This window comes from Mesorhizobium montanum (assembly GCF_033977145.1).
Lineage (GTDB): Bacteria > Pseudomonadota > Alphaproteobacteria > Rhizobiales > Rhizobiaceae > Mesorhizobium > Mesorhizobium montanum.
Genome location: NZ_JAVIJF010000003.1, coordinates 260,212 through 275,523, shown reverse-complemented (window position 1 = coordinate 275,523; position 15,312 = coordinate 260,212). Strand labels below are relative to the sequence as shown.

13 protein-coding genes are annotated in these 15,312 nt (G+C 64.1%); 7 read left to right on the top strand and 6 right to left on the bottom strand.

The genetic code is table 11. The features are described from left to right. Window positions 1–2 precede the first annotated feature (2 nt). Window positions 3–800, bottom strand: a complete 798-nt coding sequence (locus RFM68_RS05715) for a creatininase family protein (protein WP_320231724.1) — start codon at window positions 798–800, stop codon at window positions 3–5. A 61-nt stretch (window positions 801–861) separates the two neighbouring features. Then, the gene (locus RFM68_RS05710) at window positions 862–1,245 is read right to left on the bottom strand and encodes a RidA family protein (RefSeq protein WP_320231723.1); all 384 of its coding nucleotides are present in this window, start codon (window positions 1,243–1,245) and stop codon (window positions 862–864) included. Window positions 1,246–1,498: 253 nt separating this feature from the next. Here RFM68_RS05710 and RFM68_RS05705 point away from each other — a divergent pair, with 253 nt between their 5' ends. The 7 genes from RFM68_RS05705 to RFM68_RS05675 are packed head-to-tail and all read left to right on the top strand — an operon-like array spanning window position 1,499 to window position 8,087. Further along, on the top strand, window positions 1,499–2,503 hold the full coding sequence (locus tag RFM68_RS05705; RefSeq protein ID WP_320231722.1) for an ABC transporter substrate-binding protein: 1,005 nt from the start codon (window positions 1,499–1,501) through the stop codon (window positions 2,501–2,503). A gap of 15 nt (window positions 2,504–2,518) precedes the next feature. Continuing rightward, a complete protein-coding gene (locus RFM68_RS05700; RefSeq protein WP_320231721.1) occupies window positions 2,519–3,340 on the top strand; it encodes an ABC transporter ATP-binding protein in 822 nt (273 codons plus the stop codon). Continuing rightward, a complete protein-coding gene (locus RFM68_RS05695) occupies window positions 3,327–4,178 on the top strand; it encodes an ABC transporter permease (protein ID WP_320231719.1) in 852 nt (283 codons plus the stop codon). Before RFM68_RS05700 ends, RFM68_RS05695 begins: the two co-directional genes overlap by 14 nt. Window positions 4,179–4,220: 42 nt before the next feature. Beyond that, window positions 4,221–5,522, top strand: a complete 1,302-nt coding sequence (locus RFM68_RS05690) for a cytosine deaminase (protein ID WP_320231718.1) — start codon at window positions 4,221–4,223, stop codon at window positions 5,520–5,522. After that, window positions 5,522–6,919, top strand: coding sequence for an FAD-binding oxidoreductase (locus tag RFM68_RS05685; RefSeq protein WP_320231845.1), 1,398 nt, complete (start codon window positions 5,522–5,524; stop codon window positions 6,917–6,919). Before RFM68_RS05690 ends, RFM68_RS05685 begins: the two co-directional genes overlap by 1 nt. After that, the gene (locus RFM68_RS05680; protein WP_320231717.1) at window positions 6,919–7,500 is read left to right on the top strand and encodes an NAD(P)H-dependent oxidoreductase; all 582 of its coding nucleotides are present in this window, start codon (window positions 6,919–6,921) and stop codon (window positions 7,498–7,500) included. The genes RFM68_RS05685 and RFM68_RS05680 overlap by 1 nt, the downstream gene beginning before the upstream one ends. Then, window positions 7,500–8,087 (top strand): NAD(P)H-dependent oxidoreductase, encoded by a 588-nt coding sequence (locus RFM68_RS05675; RefSeq protein ID WP_320231716.1) that lies wholly within the window; start codon window positions 7,500–7,502, stop codon window positions 8,085–8,087. Before RFM68_RS05680 ends, RFM68_RS05675 begins: the two co-directional genes overlap by 1 nt. A gap of 178 nt (window positions 8,088–8,265) precedes the next feature. On the opposite strand, the gene RFM68_RS05670 is transcribed toward RFM68_RS05675, so the two are convergent. The 4 genes from RFM68_RS05670 to RFM68_RS05655 are packed head-to-tail and all read right to left on the bottom strand — an operon-like array spanning window position 8,266 to window position 15,255. After that, window positions 8,266–10,728, bottom strand: coding sequence for a GcvT family protein (locus tag RFM68_RS05670; protein WP_320231715.1), 2,463 nt, complete (start codon window positions 10,726–10,728; stop codon window positions 8,266–8,268). Beyond that, the gene (locus RFM68_RS05665; protein WP_320231844.1) at window positions 10,725–11,906 is read right to left on the bottom strand and encodes a pyridoxal phosphate-dependent aminotransferase; all 1,182 of its coding nucleotides are present in this window, start codon (window positions 11,904–11,906) and stop codon (window positions 10,725–10,727) included. Before RFM68_RS05665 ends, RFM68_RS05670 begins: the two co-directional genes overlap by 4 nt. Further along, complete coding sequence (locus RFM68_RS05660; protein ID WP_320231714.1) at window positions 11,906–12,805, bottom strand: homocysteine S-methyltransferase family protein; 900 nt, start codon at window positions 12,803–12,805, stop codon at window positions 11,906–11,908. Before RFM68_RS05660 ends, RFM68_RS05665 begins: the two co-directional genes overlap by 1 nt. Next, complete coding sequence (locus RFM68_RS05655; RefSeq protein ID WP_320231713.1) at window positions 12,802–15,255, bottom strand: GcvT family protein; 2,454 nt, start codon at window positions 15,253–15,255, stop codon at window positions 12,802–12,804. Before RFM68_RS05655 ends, RFM68_RS05660 begins: the two co-directional genes overlap by 4 nt. Between the last annotated feature and the right edge of the window lie 57 nt (window positions 15,256–15,312).

Sequence of the window (15,312 nt, the reverse complement as noted above, 5' to 3'; positions counted from 1 at the left end):
AGCTACGACAGCCAGTCGGCAAGCTTTGCCTTACGCAAATCCCTGACCAGGCTGATAAAACCGTCGGCCTGCATTTCCGCCGTCAGGCGGCCCTTCTCGGCCGTGGCGATCGAGGCATCGCCGACCACGCCGTTCGGATTGAGGTCGCTGGCGATCCAGGCGAAGGCGTGCGTGCCGGTGTGGCGCAGCAGGGCGAATTCCTTTTCGGCGCGGCCGACATTGGAGACGAAATTGTCGGCCTTGCTCATGTCGACGAGATCTGGCCGGAAGTGCAGCATCAGCGAGGTCTCGACATCGCCGCCATGGATGCCGTGACGGTCCTCGAGCTCGGTATACATGCCGGCCGGGCGGCCGAAGCGCTGCCAACTCGTCTTCACCGACAGCATTTTTGCGCGCACGCGCAATTCGCGCGAAATGATGCCCATGATCTCCTCATTGCCGCCGTGCGAATTGACGACGATCAGCTTTCTAACCCCGGCACGGGCGACCGACAGGCCAAGCTCGGTCCAGGCGTCGACCAAAGTGGCGGCGGGCAGGGTGAGCGTTCCCGGCGCATGCAGGTGCTCGTTCGACTTGCCGACCGCCTGGACCGGCAAGATGCGGATGTCGAGATCGTCGGGCAGGCGCGCTATCACCGTCTCCAGCATGCCCACCATGATCGAGGTGTCGGTCGCGACCGGCAGATGCGGGCCATGCTGCTCGATCGCCGCCACCGGCAGCACGGCGATGGTCGCTTCGGCGTCGATCGAGGCGTATTCGGTTGTCCGGTAGTCGCCCCACCACACGCGTCTTGTCGTCACTTTTCGTCTCCCGATGGTCCGATTTGGATGATCTAAAGCGCTCGGCTATTCCGGGCAACACCTAGCCTGCTGCCAGAACTTCCACCTCGACCTTGAATTGCGGGCGGGCGAAGCCTGCGACGATCATCAGCGTCGAGGCCGGCGCCGGATCGGAAAACAGCCGGTTGCGAACATCCATATAAGCCTGCAGATGGGCGCGGTCGGTGACGAAGGCGTTGATGCGCACGATGTCGTTCAGCGTCAGGCCGGCCTCGCTGAGAATAGCGGCGATGTTCTTGAAGCAGAGTTCCGTCTGCGCGCCGGCATCCTCCGGCACGGCATCGTCCGGCCCGATGCCCAACTGGCCCGAGCACAGCACCAGGCGCTTTCCCGCCGGTATTTCGACGCCATGGCTGTAGCGGGCAAAGGGCGGCTTGATCGACTTGGGCGTCAGGTATTTGAGCATTGCATTCTCCTGTCTGCCGTCAGACTAAGGCTCGATTCATGAAACCTTCAAGATGCGGTGCATGCCGCCCGGGCGATTATGGACAGGCGTCCAAAAAATAGGCACGATGCCTTCCGTACGGCATGACCCTTCCGGTCTTGGCATTGACTGCCGCGCAAGCAGGCGGCCCAGGCGGTGGCATGTGTCTTGCTTCTTGAACAGATGGTGTCGAGCCCAGCGCAAAGCGCGCCGGAGCCAAGAGAGGGTGATGTTTATGGTCGGAAAAGAAAAGATCCTGGCGGGCGCTCTCGCCCTGCTTGCCGCGGGCACGCTGGGTGCGGCTGCGAACGAGAAGGTGACGTTCGGCACCAACTGGCTGGCCGAGCCGGAGCATGGCGGCTACTACCAGGCCGTTGCCGACGGCACCTATGCCGCCTGCGGCCTCGACGTCACCATCATGCAAGGCGGCCCGCAGGTCAGCGGCCGGCCGATGCTGCTGGCCGGCAAGATCGATTTCTATATGGGCGGCAATTTGCTCTCGGCTTTCGATGCCGTGCAACAGGGCATTCCGATGCGTGTCGTCGCATCCGACTTCCAGAAGGATCCGCAGGTGATCATGTCCCAGCCGGGGCAGGGGCTGGACAAGTGGGAGGACCTGAAGAACGCCGACCAGTACATCATGGGCGACGAGGGCGCGCAGACCTTCTTCCAGTGGATGGTCACCGATCTCGGCTTCGATGCCGCCAAGCGCGTGCCCTATACGTTCAACCCGGCGCCCTTCATCGCCAACAAGAAATCGATCCAGCAGGGTTATGTGACGTCCGAGCCGTTTGCCGTGCAGAAGCAGGGCGGCTTCGTGCCGAACCAGTTCCTGCTCGCCGACTATGGCTGGGACACCTATGCGACGACGATCGAGGTGATGCAGGATACGATCGACAAACGGCCGGAGGTGGTGCAGTGCTTCGTCGATGGCTCGGCCAAGGGCTGGTACAAATACCTCTATGGCGACAGCAAGGCCGCCAACGACATGATCAAGAAGGGCAATCCGGACATGACGGATGAGCAGATCGCCTTCTCGATCGAGCAGATGAAGAAGTTCGGTGTCGTCGATTCCGGCGACTCGGAAAAGCTTGGCATCGGCACCATGAACGAAGCCCGCATCCAGAATTTCTACGACAAGATGGTCAAGGCCAAGGTCGCGCAACCGGGCATCGACATCAAGAAGGCCTATACGCTGGCCTTCATCAACAAGGGTGTCGGGCTGGAGCTGAAGAAATAGGGCGGCCTGCCTGAGATGATCCAGGAGAAAGTGGCGCAGACGCCGGCGGCATCGGGCGAAACCCCGATGCTGCTGTCGTTGCGCGGTGTCGGCAAGGTCTTTTCCAACGGCGTGACCGCACTGAGCAAGGTCGACCTGGCGATCCGCGAGGGCGATTTCCTAAGCCTGCTCGGCCCGTCCGGCTGCGGCAAGTCGACGGCGCTGCGGCTGGTCGCCGGCCTGTCGACGCCGACCTCCGGCCAGCTCGACTGGCGCGGCTCGATCGACCGCTCGAACATCGGCTTCGTCTTCCAGGAGCCGACGCTGCTGCCCTGGGCCAGCGTCTTCGACAATGTCTGGCTGCCGCTGAGGCTGAAGGGCGTGTCGCGCGCCAAGGCCGAGCCCGCCGTGATGGAGATGCTGTCGCGCGTCCATCTCACCGGTTTCGAGAATGCTGTGCCGCGCGAGCTTTCCGGCGGCATGAAGATGCGCGTCTCGATTGCGCGGGCCATGGTGACGAAGCCGCGCATCCTTCTGATGGACGAGCCCTTCGCCGCGCTCGACGAGATCACCCGCTTCAAGCTCAACAACGACCTTCTGGAGCTTTGGCAGGACGAGCGCTTCACCGTCGTCTTCGTCACCCACAGCGTCTTCGAGAGCGTGTTCCTGTCCAGCCGGATCGTCGTCATGGCCGCGCGGCCGGGCCGCGTTTTTGGCGAACTCGCGGTCGATGCGCCTTATCCGCGTGACGAGGCGTTCCGGACCTCGCCCGACTACGCCGCACTTTGCCGGCAGGCCTCGGACGTGCTGGTCAACGCCATCAACTCAACCGTTGGACCGCATCATGACGGCCATTGAAGACACTGCGCTGAAGCTCGATCCCGAAGAGGCGCGCCGCGTCCGTCAAGAGCGGCTGGAGCGGATCGGCAAATGGGTGCTGCCGCTGGCAATCATGGTGCTGGCGATCTGGCTGTGGGACCGCATCTGCGTCTGGAACGAGATCCCGCAATACATCCTGCCGCGGCCGGGCGTGGTGCTGCAGACGCTGCACAATGATGCCGGCTTGTTGTTTTCCTCGCTTCTGGTGACGCTCAGGATCACTTTCCTCAGCCTGCTGCTCGCCGTCATCGGCGGCGTCGGACTGGCGGTGCTGTTCGCGCAGTCGAAATGGGTGGAGATGTCGTTCTTTCCCTTCGCCATCGTGCTGCAGGTGACGCCGATCGTCGCCATTTTTCCGCTGATCAACATCTATGTGAACAACCAGACGGTCAAACTGCTGCTCTGCGCCTGGATCGTCGCCTTCTTCCCGATCCTGTCCAACACCACGCTCGGGCTGAACTCCGTCGACCGCAACCTGCGCGACCTGTTCAAGCTCAACGGCGCGACGCGCTGGCAGCAATTGCGCTATCTGCGCCTGCCGGCGGCGATGCCCTATTTTCTCGGCGGGCTGAAGATCGCCGGCGGCCTGTCGCTGATCGGCGCGGTGGTGGCCGAATTCGTCGCCGGCGCGCAGGGGCAGTCGTCGGGCCTTGCCTCGCGTATCATCGAGGCCGGCTACCGACTCAACGCGCCGCGCCTTTTCGCGGCGCTGATCCTGATCTCGCTGACGGGCATCCTGATCTTCCTGGTGCTGTCCTTGGTGTCGCATCTCATCCTGCGCCGCTGGCACGAGAGCGCGCTGAGGCAGGAGCGCTAGGGTGGTCCGAGCGGCAGAGCAAATCTCGAAGAGGACCGGAACTTGATACCAACCTCTGGTTCCTACCAGCTTACTAATGCCCGCGTTCACCGGTCGCTGACGCCCGGCCTTGCCGCGCCGTTCGACTTCGACGGTTTCGCGCTTGCCGACATATCCGTCGCAGACGGCAAGATCGCCGCCATCGTCGCGCATCCCAAATCGAAGGCGCAGGCCGAGGGGATCGACCTTGCCGGCCGCATCGTTCTGCCGTGCTTCGTCGACTGCCACACCCATATCGACAAGGGCCATATCTGGCCGCGCAAGCCCAATCCCGACGGCACCTTCATGGGGGCGCTCAGCGCCACCGGCGCCGACCGCGTCGCGCGCTGGAACGCGGAGGATGTCGCGCGCCGCATGGATTTCTCGCTGCGCTCGGCCTACGCGTATGGCACCAAGGCCGTGCGCACGCATCTCGACAGCGTGCCGCCGCAGGAGGAAATCTCCTGGCCGGTGTTCGAGGCGATGCGGGAAAAATGGCGCGGGTGCATCGAATTGCAGGCCGTCTGCCTGCTCGGCATCGAAGGCGTGCGCGACAAGGCCTGGTTCGATCGGCTGGCGAAGCGCGTCGCGGCGGCCAAGGGCGTGCTCGGCGTCGTCACCTATATGGTGCCCGACCTCGAGGAACTGCTCGACCAGGTTTTCGCGCAAGCGATCAAGCACGGGCTCGACCTCGATTTCCATGCCGACGAAACCGACGATGTCGCGGCCGTTTCGCTGAAGAAGATCGCCGAGGCCTCGCTGTGGAACGGTTTTGACGGCAACATCCTGGTCGGCCATTGCTGTTCGCTGGCGCGCCAGCCGGACCTCGAGGTGCTCGACACGCTCGACAAGGTGGCGAAGGCGCGGCTCGCCGTGGTGTCGCTGCCGATGTGCAATCTCTATCTGCAGGACAGGCGCAACAACCACACCACCCCGCGCTGGCGCGGCGTGACGCTGCTGCACGAGATGAGGGCGCGCGGCATCAAGGTGGCGGTCGCTTCCGACAACACGCGCGACCCGTTCTACGCCTATGGCGATCTCGACATGCTTGAAGTCTACCGCATGGCGACGCGCATCCTGCATTTCGACCATCCGGTCGGTGATTGGCCGAAGGCGGTGGCGGCAACGCCGGCCGAGGTGATGCGGCTCGAAGGTGTCGGCACGCTGACTGCCGGCGGCAGCGCCGACTTCATCGTCTTCAAGGGGCGCAGCTGGACCGAATTGCTGTCGCGGCCCGAATCGGATCGCATCGTGGTGCGCGAGGGCAGGGCGATCGAACGCCAACTGCCCGACTATGCCGAACTCGATGAATTGATGGTGGGATGATGGATATCGTAGCGCTGAAGCGCGATCTCGACGGGATCAAGATCGACGACCATCCTGCCATCGTCCAGCAGAAGAGCCGCGACTTCTACTGGTACAGCCCGGTGCTGAAGGCGCAGCTCGACCACGTCACCGGCGACCTGATCGTCACGCCGAAGAACGAGGCTGAGGTCATCCGCGTGCTCGCCGCCTGCCACCGGCACGGCGTTCCGGTGACGCCGCGCGGCAGCGGCACCGGCAATTACGGGCAGGCCATGCCGCTGTCGGGCGGCGTGGTGCTCAACCTCGCCGAGATGAACGAGATCAAGACGATCGCGCCGGGACGCGTGGTGAGCGGACCGGGCGCCGTGCTGGCCGATATCGACAAGGCGACGCGGGCGCATTCCGGGCAGGAATTGCGCATGTCGCCCTCCACCTACAACACCGCATCCGTTGGCGGCTTCGTAGCCGGCGGCTCAGGCGGCGTCGGCTCGATCCGCTGGGGCGGCTTGCGCGACCTCGGCAACGTGATCCGGCTCAGGACCGTGACAATGGAGGCGGAGCCGCGAGTCATGGAACTTACCGGCGAGGACGTGCTCAAGGTCATGCATGCCTATGGCACCAACGGCATCATCACCGAGGTCGAGATGCCGCTGACGGCCTCCTACGAATGGATCGACGTTATCGTCGGCTTCGACGATTTCATGGACGCGGCCGGTTTTGGCAACGACCTTGCCGTGCAGGACGGCATTCTGGCCAAGCTGATCACGCCGATCGCGGCGCCCATCCCGTACGACTATTTCAAGCGGCACCAGAAGTTCTTCCGGCGCGAGCAGAGCATCGTGGTCTGCATGATCGCTCCGCACGCGATGGATGCGTTCGTTGCGATTGTCCGGGCGAGCAAAGGCGAAATTGTCTTCAGGGCCGACCTGGAAGCCGACCTGAAGGGACTGCCGCCGGCCTATGAACTGACTTGGAACCACACGACGCTGCGCGCCATCAGGGTCGATCCGACGATCACCTATCTGCAGGCGCGCTATCCGTCGCCGGACCATCTCGCGCACGTCAAGGCGATGGTGGACCGCTTTGGCGACGAGGTGCCGGCGCATCTCGAATTCATCCGCTTCGACGGCGCGATCGGTGCCGCCGGGCTGCCGCTCGTCCGCTTCACCACGGAAGAGCGGCTCGACGAGATCATCCGCATCCACGAGGACGATGGCTGCTGGATCTTCAACCCGCACCGCTACACGCTGGAAGAGGGCGGCATGAAGCAGACCGACGAGGTTCAGCTTGCCTTCAAGCGCGACACCGATCCGCAAGGCCTGCTCAACCCAGGCAAGATGATAGCCTGGGAAAACCCCGGCTATGACTATCGTTCCGGCAAACCCTTCCTGTTCAAGGGCCTGCAAAAGGCGGGTTGATGAAAATCCTCGTCCTCTACGCTCATCCGGTGGAGACCAGCTTCAATGCCGGCCTGCACCGGATGATCGTCGAGCAGCTTTCCGAGGTGGGCCACGCGGTCGATGATTGCGATCTCTATGCAGAAGACTTCGATCCGCGCCTGACGCGCGCCGAGCGGCTCGGCTACCACGACCAGCGTGGGCCGAGCGACGCGGTCGCCGGCTACGTGGAAAGGCTTCAGAGAGCCGAGGCGCTGGTGCTGTCGTTTCCGGTCTGGAATTACGGCTATCCGGCGATCCTGAAAGGCTTCTTCGACCGCGTCTTCCTGCCTGGCGTGTCGTTCAAGCTGGTCGACGGCAAGGTGCAGCCGACGTTGCACAACATTCGCAAGCTGGCGGCCATCACCACCTATGGCGGCAGCCGTTTTCGCGCCATGCTGATGGGCGATCCGCCGCGCAAGATTGTCAAGCGCATGCTGCGGGCCACCATCAAGCCCGGCGCTCCCGTCTCCTATCTCGCGCATTATTCGATGAATCTGTCGACCGACGAGACGCGCAAGGCCTTCATGACGAAGGTCGCGGCCACGATGGATCAATTCTGATGCGCGTGCTGGTGGTCTATTGCCATCCGGTGCCGGTAAGCTTTTGCGCCGCGATCCGCGACATGGCCGTCGAGGTGTTGAAGGGGCGAGGCTGGGATGTGCGGCTGCTCGACCTCTATGCCGAGAATTTCGATCCGGTGATGAGCCGCGAGGAGCGGCGCTTCTACAACGACCGGGCGCCCGGCGATCCGGCGCTTCAACCGCATTTCGAGCATCTGAAATGGGCGCAGGCGATCCTCTTCATCTACCCGACCTGGTGGTACGGCCTGCCTGCGATGCTGAAGGGGTGGTTCGACCGGGTGTGGGCGACCGACATCGCCTTCCAGCTGCCGGCCGGGAAAGGCCGCATCAAGTCGCTGATGACGCATGTCACCAAGGTCGGCGTCATCACCACCTGCGGCGCGCCGACCTGGTGGAGCGTGGTCGTCGGCCAGCCTGGGCGCAAGACGATCCTGCGCGGCATGCGGGCGCTCTGTGCCACGCGCTGCAAGACGTTCTTCCTGGCGCACTATTTGATGGATTCTTCCACGCCGAAGAGCCGGGCGGCGTTTCTGGGGAAGGTAAGGGCGAGGCTGGAGAGGTTTTGAGAGTAGCGCAAGTTCCCTTCTCCCCTTGTGGGCCCCTTGTGGGAGAAGGTGGATCGGCGCGTAGCGCCGAGACGGATGAGGGGTGTTCCAGCGGAGTGAGACGCTGACTTTCCCTGGAACACCCCTCATCCGTCGCCTTCGGCGACACCTTCTCCCACAAGGGGAGAAGGAAGAGGCGCTACATCTTCACCCGCTCCGCCTTCGGATCATACATCGGCTTCAATGATGCTTCCGCGGCAAAACGCTCGCCGGCGATCTCCACCTCGTAGGATGAGCCCAACACTTCCGCCTCGCTTTCGCCCTGGCAGGGCACATAGCCAAGGCCGATCGCGCCGCCGAGATGGTGGCCGTAATTGCCGGAGGTGATCGGGCCGACGATCTTGCCGTCGCGCAGGATCGCTTCGTTGTGGAAGAGAAGAGGCTGAGGGTCCTTGAGGCGGAACTGCACCAGCCGGCGTGACAGGCCCGCTTCCTTCTTCCTGAGCACGGCGTCGCGGCCGATGAATCCAGCTTTGCTCGTCTTGACGGCAAAGCCCAGGCCCGCCTCCAACACGTGGTCCTCGTCGGTGATGTCGTGGCCGAAATGGCGGAAGGCTTTTTCGATGCGGCAGGAATCGAGCGTGTGCAGGCCGCATAACTTCGGGCCGACATCGGCGCCGGCATCCGCGATCGCCTCGAAGACGTGAGCGGCCTGCTCGGTCGAAACATAGAGTTCCCAGCCAAGCTCGCCGACATAGGTGACGCGGTGGGCGCGGGCGAGACCCATGCCGATCTCGATCTCCTGAAAAGTGCCGAACGGATTGGCTTCGTTGGAGAAGTCGTTCGGGCTGACCTTCTGGATCAGTTTTCGCGCGTCCGGTCCCATCAGGCAGATGACGGCTTCGGCGGCGGTCACGTCGGTGACGACAACGAACTCGTCGGCGACATGCCGCCGAAGCCAGGCGAGGTCGCGCTGCAGTGTGGCGCCCGGCACGACGAGGAAATAGGCCGTCTCCGAAAGCCGCGTCACCGTGAGGTCGCTTTCGATGCCGCCCTTGGCGTTGAGCATCTGCGTGTAGACTATTCTGCCAGGCACCACGTCCATGTCGTTGGCGCAGAGCCGCTGCAGCAAGGCACAGGCGTCGCGGCCTTCGACGCGGATCTTGCCGAAGGAGGTCATATCGAACAGGCCGACGCCGTTGCGGACTGCCAGATGCTCCTCGCGCTGGTTGTCGAACCAGTTCTGCCGCTTCCAGGAATAGCGATACTCGCGCTCCTGGCCGTCACGGGCAAACCAGTTGGCGCGCTCCCAACCGGCGACTTCGCCGAAGACGGCACCGCGCGCCTTCAGGTGTTCGTGCAACGGCGAGCGGCGAACGCCGCGAGAGGTTGCCATCTGGCGGTAGGGGAAATGGTCGGCATAGAGCAGGCCGAGCGTTTCGGAGACGCGCTCCTTGAGATAGCGGCGGTTCTTCTGGAAGGGCTGGGCCCGGCGGATGTCGACTTCCCAGAGATCGAAGGGCGCCTCGCCGTCATTGATCCATTGCGCCAGCGCCATGCCGGCGCCGCCGGAGGAGACGATGCCGATCGAATTGTAGCCGGTCGCCATCCAGTAACCGGCGAGTTCGGGGGCCTCACCGAGATAGTAGCGGTCGTCCGGCGTGAAACTCTCGGGGCCGTTGAAGAAGGTGTGGATGCCGGCGGTGCCCAGCATCGGCATGCGGTTGACGCCCATTTCGAGGATCGGCTCGAAATGGTCCATGTCCTGCGGCAACTGGTCGAAGCAGAAATCCTCGCGGATGCCGTCCATGCCCCATGGCTTTGCCACCGGCTCGAAGGCGCCGAGCATCATCTTGCCGGCGTCCTCCTTGTAGTAGGCGCATTCGTCCGGGACACGCAAGACCGGCAGGCGCGAGAGGCCGGGGATCGGCTCGGTGACGAGATAGAAATGCTCGCAAGCATGCAGGGGAATGGTGACGCCGTTCTGCCGTCCAAGCTCGCGCGCCCACATGCCGGCGCAGTTGACGACGATATCGGTTTCGATCGTGCCCTGGTCCTCGCCTTGCGCCCAGGACATGCCGGAGACGCGACCGTTCCTGGTGTGGACCTTGGTGACCTTGACGTTCTCGAGAATTTTCGCGCCACGCTGGCGCGCGCCCTTGGCCAGGGCCATGGCGATGTTGGCCGGATCGCACTGGCCGTCGAGCGGCAGATGCACGGCGCCGACCACATCGGATACATTGAGATGCGGATACATCTCTTTGACTTCGCTCGGCGAAATCTCGCGCACGTCGACATCGAAAGCGCGGGCGAGTGAGGCCTGCCGATAGATCTCGTGCTTGCGTTCTTCTGTCAGCGCCACCGTGATCGAGCCGACCTGGCGCATGCCGGTGCCGACTTCCGTCTCTGCTTCGAGCTTGACGTAGAGGTCGGCCGAATATTTCGCCAACCGCGTCATGTTCTGCGAGCCGCGCAACTGGCCGATCAGGCCGGCCGCATGCCAGGTCGTGCCGCAGGTGAGCTGCTTGCGCTCGAGCAGCACGATGTCGGTCCAGCCGAGCTTGGCCAGATGATAGGCGACCGAGCAGCCGGAGACGCCGCCGCCGATGATGACGGCCCTCGCTTTAGTAGGAATGGCTTTGCTGGGGATGATCTTCGTCATGCGGCCTCGCGGCGATAGTTGGACGCGAAACGGCGCAGGCGAAGCGCTGCTTCCTGGAGGATGGGTTCGGGCTGGCAGAGGCTGATGCGGATGTGACCGGCGGCGGCCTCGCCGAAGCTCGATCCCGGCATCACGCCGACCTTCTCCTTGTCGAGCAGGCCCCAGGCGAATTTCTCGTCGTCGGGCTCGATGGACGAGATGTCGAGCATGACATACATGCCGCCTTCCGAGCCGTGCACCGTGACGTCGTTCATGCCGCGAACCGCCTCCAGCATCAGGGCGCGGCGCGCCGCATAGCGCTCGGCGATCTCTTTCACGCCATAGTGGTTCTCGAGCGCGTCGGCGCAGGCGATCGAGATGAAGGCAGGCAGGCCGTAGGTCGTCACCAGATTGAGGTCGGTGAGCAGCCTGATCATCTCTTTCGGGCCAGTCAGCCAGCCCATGCGCCAGCCGGTCATGCCATGGCTTTTCGACATGGAGTTGATGACCAGCGTGCGCGCGGCCATACCGGGCAGCGAGCGCGGCGAGATGTGCTCGCCGCCGCCGAGCGTCCAGTAGACCTCGTCGGACAGCAGCCAGAGATCGTGCTCCTTGCAGATGTCGGCCAGTTCCTCCAGCCGCTCGCGCGAATAGACAGCACCCGTCGGGTTGTTCGGCGTGTTGATCAGGATGGCGCGGGTGTTGGGTTTCAGAGCGGCGCGGATCATGTCCGCGCGGGGTTGAAATCCATCTTCGGCCGGCGTCTCGACCACGGTGAACGTGGCGCCAGCGGCGCTGAAGGTGTTGGGGTAGGTGGCGTAGTAGGGCGCAACGACGATGGCGTGGTCGCCAGGATCCAGCACGGTCTGCACGGCGGCGTAAAGCGCGGCCTGGCCGCCTTGCGTGGCGATGAGCTCGTCGGGTTCCGTCTCGATGCCGGTGCAAGCGGTGGACGCCGCCGCCATTGCCTTGCGCAGGCGCGGCAGGCCGGGCAGCGGCGTATAGTGATGGTTGCTGCCGCGCACGGCGTTGACGCACGCTTCAATCGTCTCCGAAGGCGTGTCGAAGTCGTGGTCGCCGACCGACAGCATGATGATGTCCTCGCCGGCCTGTTTGCGTGCCCAGGCGGCCGAGTGGACTTCCCAGCCGTCCTTGCCCGAGGGCACGATGCCGGTAATGCGCTTGGATGGTTTTGGCATCATGCAACTCCCGAAATCTGATGGCCGGCCTGCGCGAGCCGGTCACGCAGGGCGGCGATATGGGCGGGGCCGACCTCGCAGCAGCCGCCGACAATGCCGGCGCCGGCATCGACCCAGCCGATGGCCTGGTCGGCATAGGCTTGCGGATCGAGGTCGTGGCGGGCATGCAGCACCTCGACGGTGCCGCCATGCTTCAGCGCCTCGACCGAGGTGAAGCCGTTGGCATAGGCGCCGACCGGTCCGCCAAGAGCGATAAGCTCGGGCAAGGCGGCGGCGATGGCTTCGGGCCGGCAGCAGTTGAGCAGCCGGGCCGCGACCGGCAGGTCGTCGAGGGCGCCAACCGCATCGGCAATGGTCTCGCCGCTGCGCAGGCGCGGCGCGCCATGATCGGCGAGTGTCCAGGACACCCATACGGGCTTGCCGCTCTCCGACGCCGCGGTGACGGCCGCGCGCGCCTCCTCGGCGGAAGCCATCGTCTCGCACAGGAACAGATCGACGCCGTCGGCCTGCTCGGCAACGATGCGGCGATAGATATCGAGCGTGTCCTCGAACGATATGGTCAGCGCCGGCGCGTAGCTGCCGAACAGAGGCGACAGGCAACCGGCGATAGCGGTATTGCCCGCCTCGTCGCGAGCCTGCCGCGCCAGTTCGATGCCGCGCTTCTGCAAAGGCTTGAACAGATCTTCGGCGCCCTCGCGCGCCAGGCGTTCCGGCGTTGCCGAATAGGTGTTGATGGTGATGACACGCGCGCCGGCACGGATGAATTCCGCATGCAGCTCGCGCACCAGTTCCGGCTCGTCGATCAGCACCCTGGCCGACCACAGCGGCGTCGGCTCGGACTTGCTGCGCCGGACCAGTTCCTGGCCCATGCCGCCGTCAGCGAGGATGACGGAGGTCATGCCCGCAACCTCTCATTCTTCGGATCCCAAAGCGGCTCGTCGTTTTGCACGACAGCCTTGAAGCGATCGCCAAAAATCTCGACCTCGATCGCCGTGCCCGGCTCGGTGAGATCGGTGCGCAGCATGCCGAGCGCGATCGACTTGCCGACGCGGTGGCCCCAGCCGCCCGACGTCGTCTCGCCGACAATCCTGCCGTCATGCCAGAGCGTCGACATATAGGGCGCGTCGCAGTCGCCGGGATTGTCGACGACCAGCGTGACGAAGCGCTTCTTCACGCCCTGCTGCTTTTCATTGAGCAAGGCCGCCTTGCCGCGGAAGTCGGGCTTGTCCCATTTGACGAAGCGCTCCAGCCCGCCCTGCAGGATCGAATAGTCGGTCGACAGGTCGCCCTTCCAGGCGCGGTAGCCTTTTTCCAGCCGCAGCGAATCCAGCGCATACATGCCGAACGGCTTCAGCCCATGCTTCTGGCCGGCGACCCAGACGGCGTCGAAGACCGCCGGCGTATCGGCAACCTTCGTGTGGATTTCCCAGCCGAGTTCGCCGGCGAAGGAGACGCGCACCAGCTTCGCCCAGCGTCCGGCGATGGTCGTTTCCTGATGCGTCAGCCAGGGCAGGGTCAAATCGGCGGCGCACACCTCGGCGAGGATAGCGCGCGAGTTCGGGCCGGCGAGGATCTGCGTCGAATACTCCTCAGTGCGGTCCGTCAATGTGAACGCAGCATCGGTAGGCATGCGCGACTTCAACCATTCGAAATCGTGCCACTGCGCCACCGCCGCGGTGATCAGCGTCATCTGGTCCTCGGTGTGGCGCACGACCGACATCTCGGTGACGATGCGACCCTTGTCGTCCGAAAAATAGACGAGGCCGATGCGGCTTGGCTTCGGCACCAAACCGGTCACTTGCAACGCCAGCCAGTTGGCCGCGCCTGGACCTTCGAGGTTGAAACGCGAGAAACCTGGCAGGTCGAGAATGCCGGCGGCGTCGCGCACGGCCAGGCATTCCTCGCGCACGCGCTTTTGCCACGGTCCGTCGCGGCGGAAGGTCAGCGTCGCTTCCTCGGACGTGTCGTCGCCCGGCCCGGCATACCAGGTGGCGCGCTCCCAGCCATTATAGGCGTCGAACTGGCCACCGAGCGCCTTGGTGCGGTCATGGATCGGCGACAGCTTGCGATTGCGTCCCTCAGGCCAGGCATGACGCGGGAACTGGATGGCGTATTCGTTGCCGTAGATCTCCATGCCCTTGGCGACGCAATAGTCGGGTGCTGCGGCAAAGCTCGTGAAGCGCCGCGGATCGCAGGACCACATGTCCCATTCGGTCTGGCCCTCGGTCATCCATTCGGCCAGCACCTTGCCGGCGCCGCCGCCCTGGGCGATGCCGAAGGTGAAGACGCAAGCCTCGAAGGCGTTGGGCACGCCGGGCATCGGCCCGATCAGCGGGTTGCCGTCCGGCGCATAAGGGATCGGCCCGTTGATCACCTTGGAGAGGCCAGCCGTGCCGAGGATCGGCACGCGGGCGACGGCGTCGGCGAGGTAATGCTCGAGACGGTCGAGATCGTCGGGGAAAAGCTGGAAGGAAAAATCCTCCGGCATCGGATCGTTGTGGCCGACCCAGTGCGCGCGGCAATTGCGCTCATAGGGGCCGAGATTCATGCCGCTCTTTTCCTGGCGCAGATAGTAGGACGTGTCGACGTCGCGCAGCAGCGGCAGTTTCTTTCCCTGCTCCTTCGACCATGCCGCGAGCTCGGGGATTTCCTCGAACAGGATGTACTGATGGCTCATCACCATCATCGGCACTTGGCGGCCGAACATTTTTCCGACCTCGGCGGCGCGGTAGCCGGCGGCGTTGATGACGATCTCGCAGCGGATCTCGCCTTGCGGCGTCGTGATCACCCATTCGCCATTCTTGCGGCGAATGCCGGTGACCGGACAGAAGCGGATGATTTTGGCGCCCATGTCGCGCGCGCCCTTGGCGAGCGCCTGGGTCAACTGCGCGGGATCGATGTCGCCGTCGCTCGGGTCATAGAGTGCGCCCTTCAGCTCATGCGTCTCGATGAAGGGGTAGCGGCGTTTGATCTCGTCGGGGCCGACGATGTCGACATCCATGCCCTGGTAACGACCCATGCCTTTGGCGCGCTCGAACTCCTGCATGCGCTCCTTACTGTGGGCAAGCCGGAGCGAGCCGGTGACGTGGTAGTTCATCGGATAGTCGACGGCCTCCGCCAGGCCGCGGTAAAGCTCGGTCGAGTAGCGTTGCATGTTCATCAACGACCAGGACGACGAGAAGGTCGGCACATTGCCGGCGGCATGCCAGGTCGAGCCGGAGGTCAGCTCGTTCTTTTCCAGCAGCACGCAGTCGGTCCAGCCAGCCTTGCTAAGATGATAGAGCGAGGAGGTGCCGACGACACCGCCACCGATGATCACCACGCGTGCCGTGGTCGGCAAACCAGCCATGTTTTTCCTCCCAATTCAAAGCCCGTCTTGTCGCGCTTTGAATTCTGTTTGATGCAT

Bases quoted from the DNA above. Each gene is read 5' to 3' on its own strand.
- RFM68_RS05670 (WP_320231715.1), bottom strand. From the start codon at position 10,728: ATGACGAAGATCATCCCCAGCAAAGCCATTCCTACTAAAGCGAGGGCC.
- RFM68_RS05700 (WP_320231721.1), top strand. From the start codon at position 2,519: ATGATCCAGGAGAAAGTGGCGCAGACGCCGGCGGCATCGGGCGAAACC.
- RFM68_RS05665 (WP_320231844.1), bottom strand. From the start codon at position 11,906: ATGCCAAAACCATCCAAGCGCATTACCGGCATCGTGCCCTCGGGCAAG.
- RFM68_RS05695 (WP_320231719.1), top strand. From the start codon at position 3,327: ATGACGGCCATTGAAGACACTGCGCTGAAGCTCGATCCCGAAGAGGCG.
- RFM68_RS05655 (WP_320231713.1), bottom strand. From the start codon at position 15,255: ATGGCTGGTTTGCCGACCACGGCACGCGTGGTGATCATCGGTGGCGGT.
- RFM68_RS05675 (WP_320231716.1), top strand. From the start codon at position 7,500: ATGCGCGTGCTGGTGGTCTATTGCCATCCGGTGCCGGTAAGCTTTTGC.
- RFM68_RS05660 (WP_320231714.1), bottom strand. From the start codon at position 12,805: ATGACCTCCGTCATCCTCGCTGACGGCGGCATGGGCCAGGAACTGGTC.
- RFM68_RS05705 (WP_320231722.1), top strand. From the start codon at position 1,499: ATGGTCGGAAAAGAAAAGATCCTGGCGGGCGCTCTCGCCCTGCTTGCC.
- RFM68_RS05685 (WP_320231845.1), top strand. From the start codon at position 5,522: ATGGATATCGTAGCGCTGAAGCGCGATCTCGACGGGATCAAGATCGAC.
- RFM68_RS05680 (WP_320231717.1), top strand. From the start codon at position 6,919: ATGAAAATCCTCGTCCTCTACGCTCATCCGGTGGAGACCAGCTTCAAT.
- RFM68_RS05710 (WP_320231723.1), bottom strand. From the start codon at position 1,245: ATGCTCAAATACCTGACGCCCAAGTCGATCAAGCCGCCCTTTGCCCGC.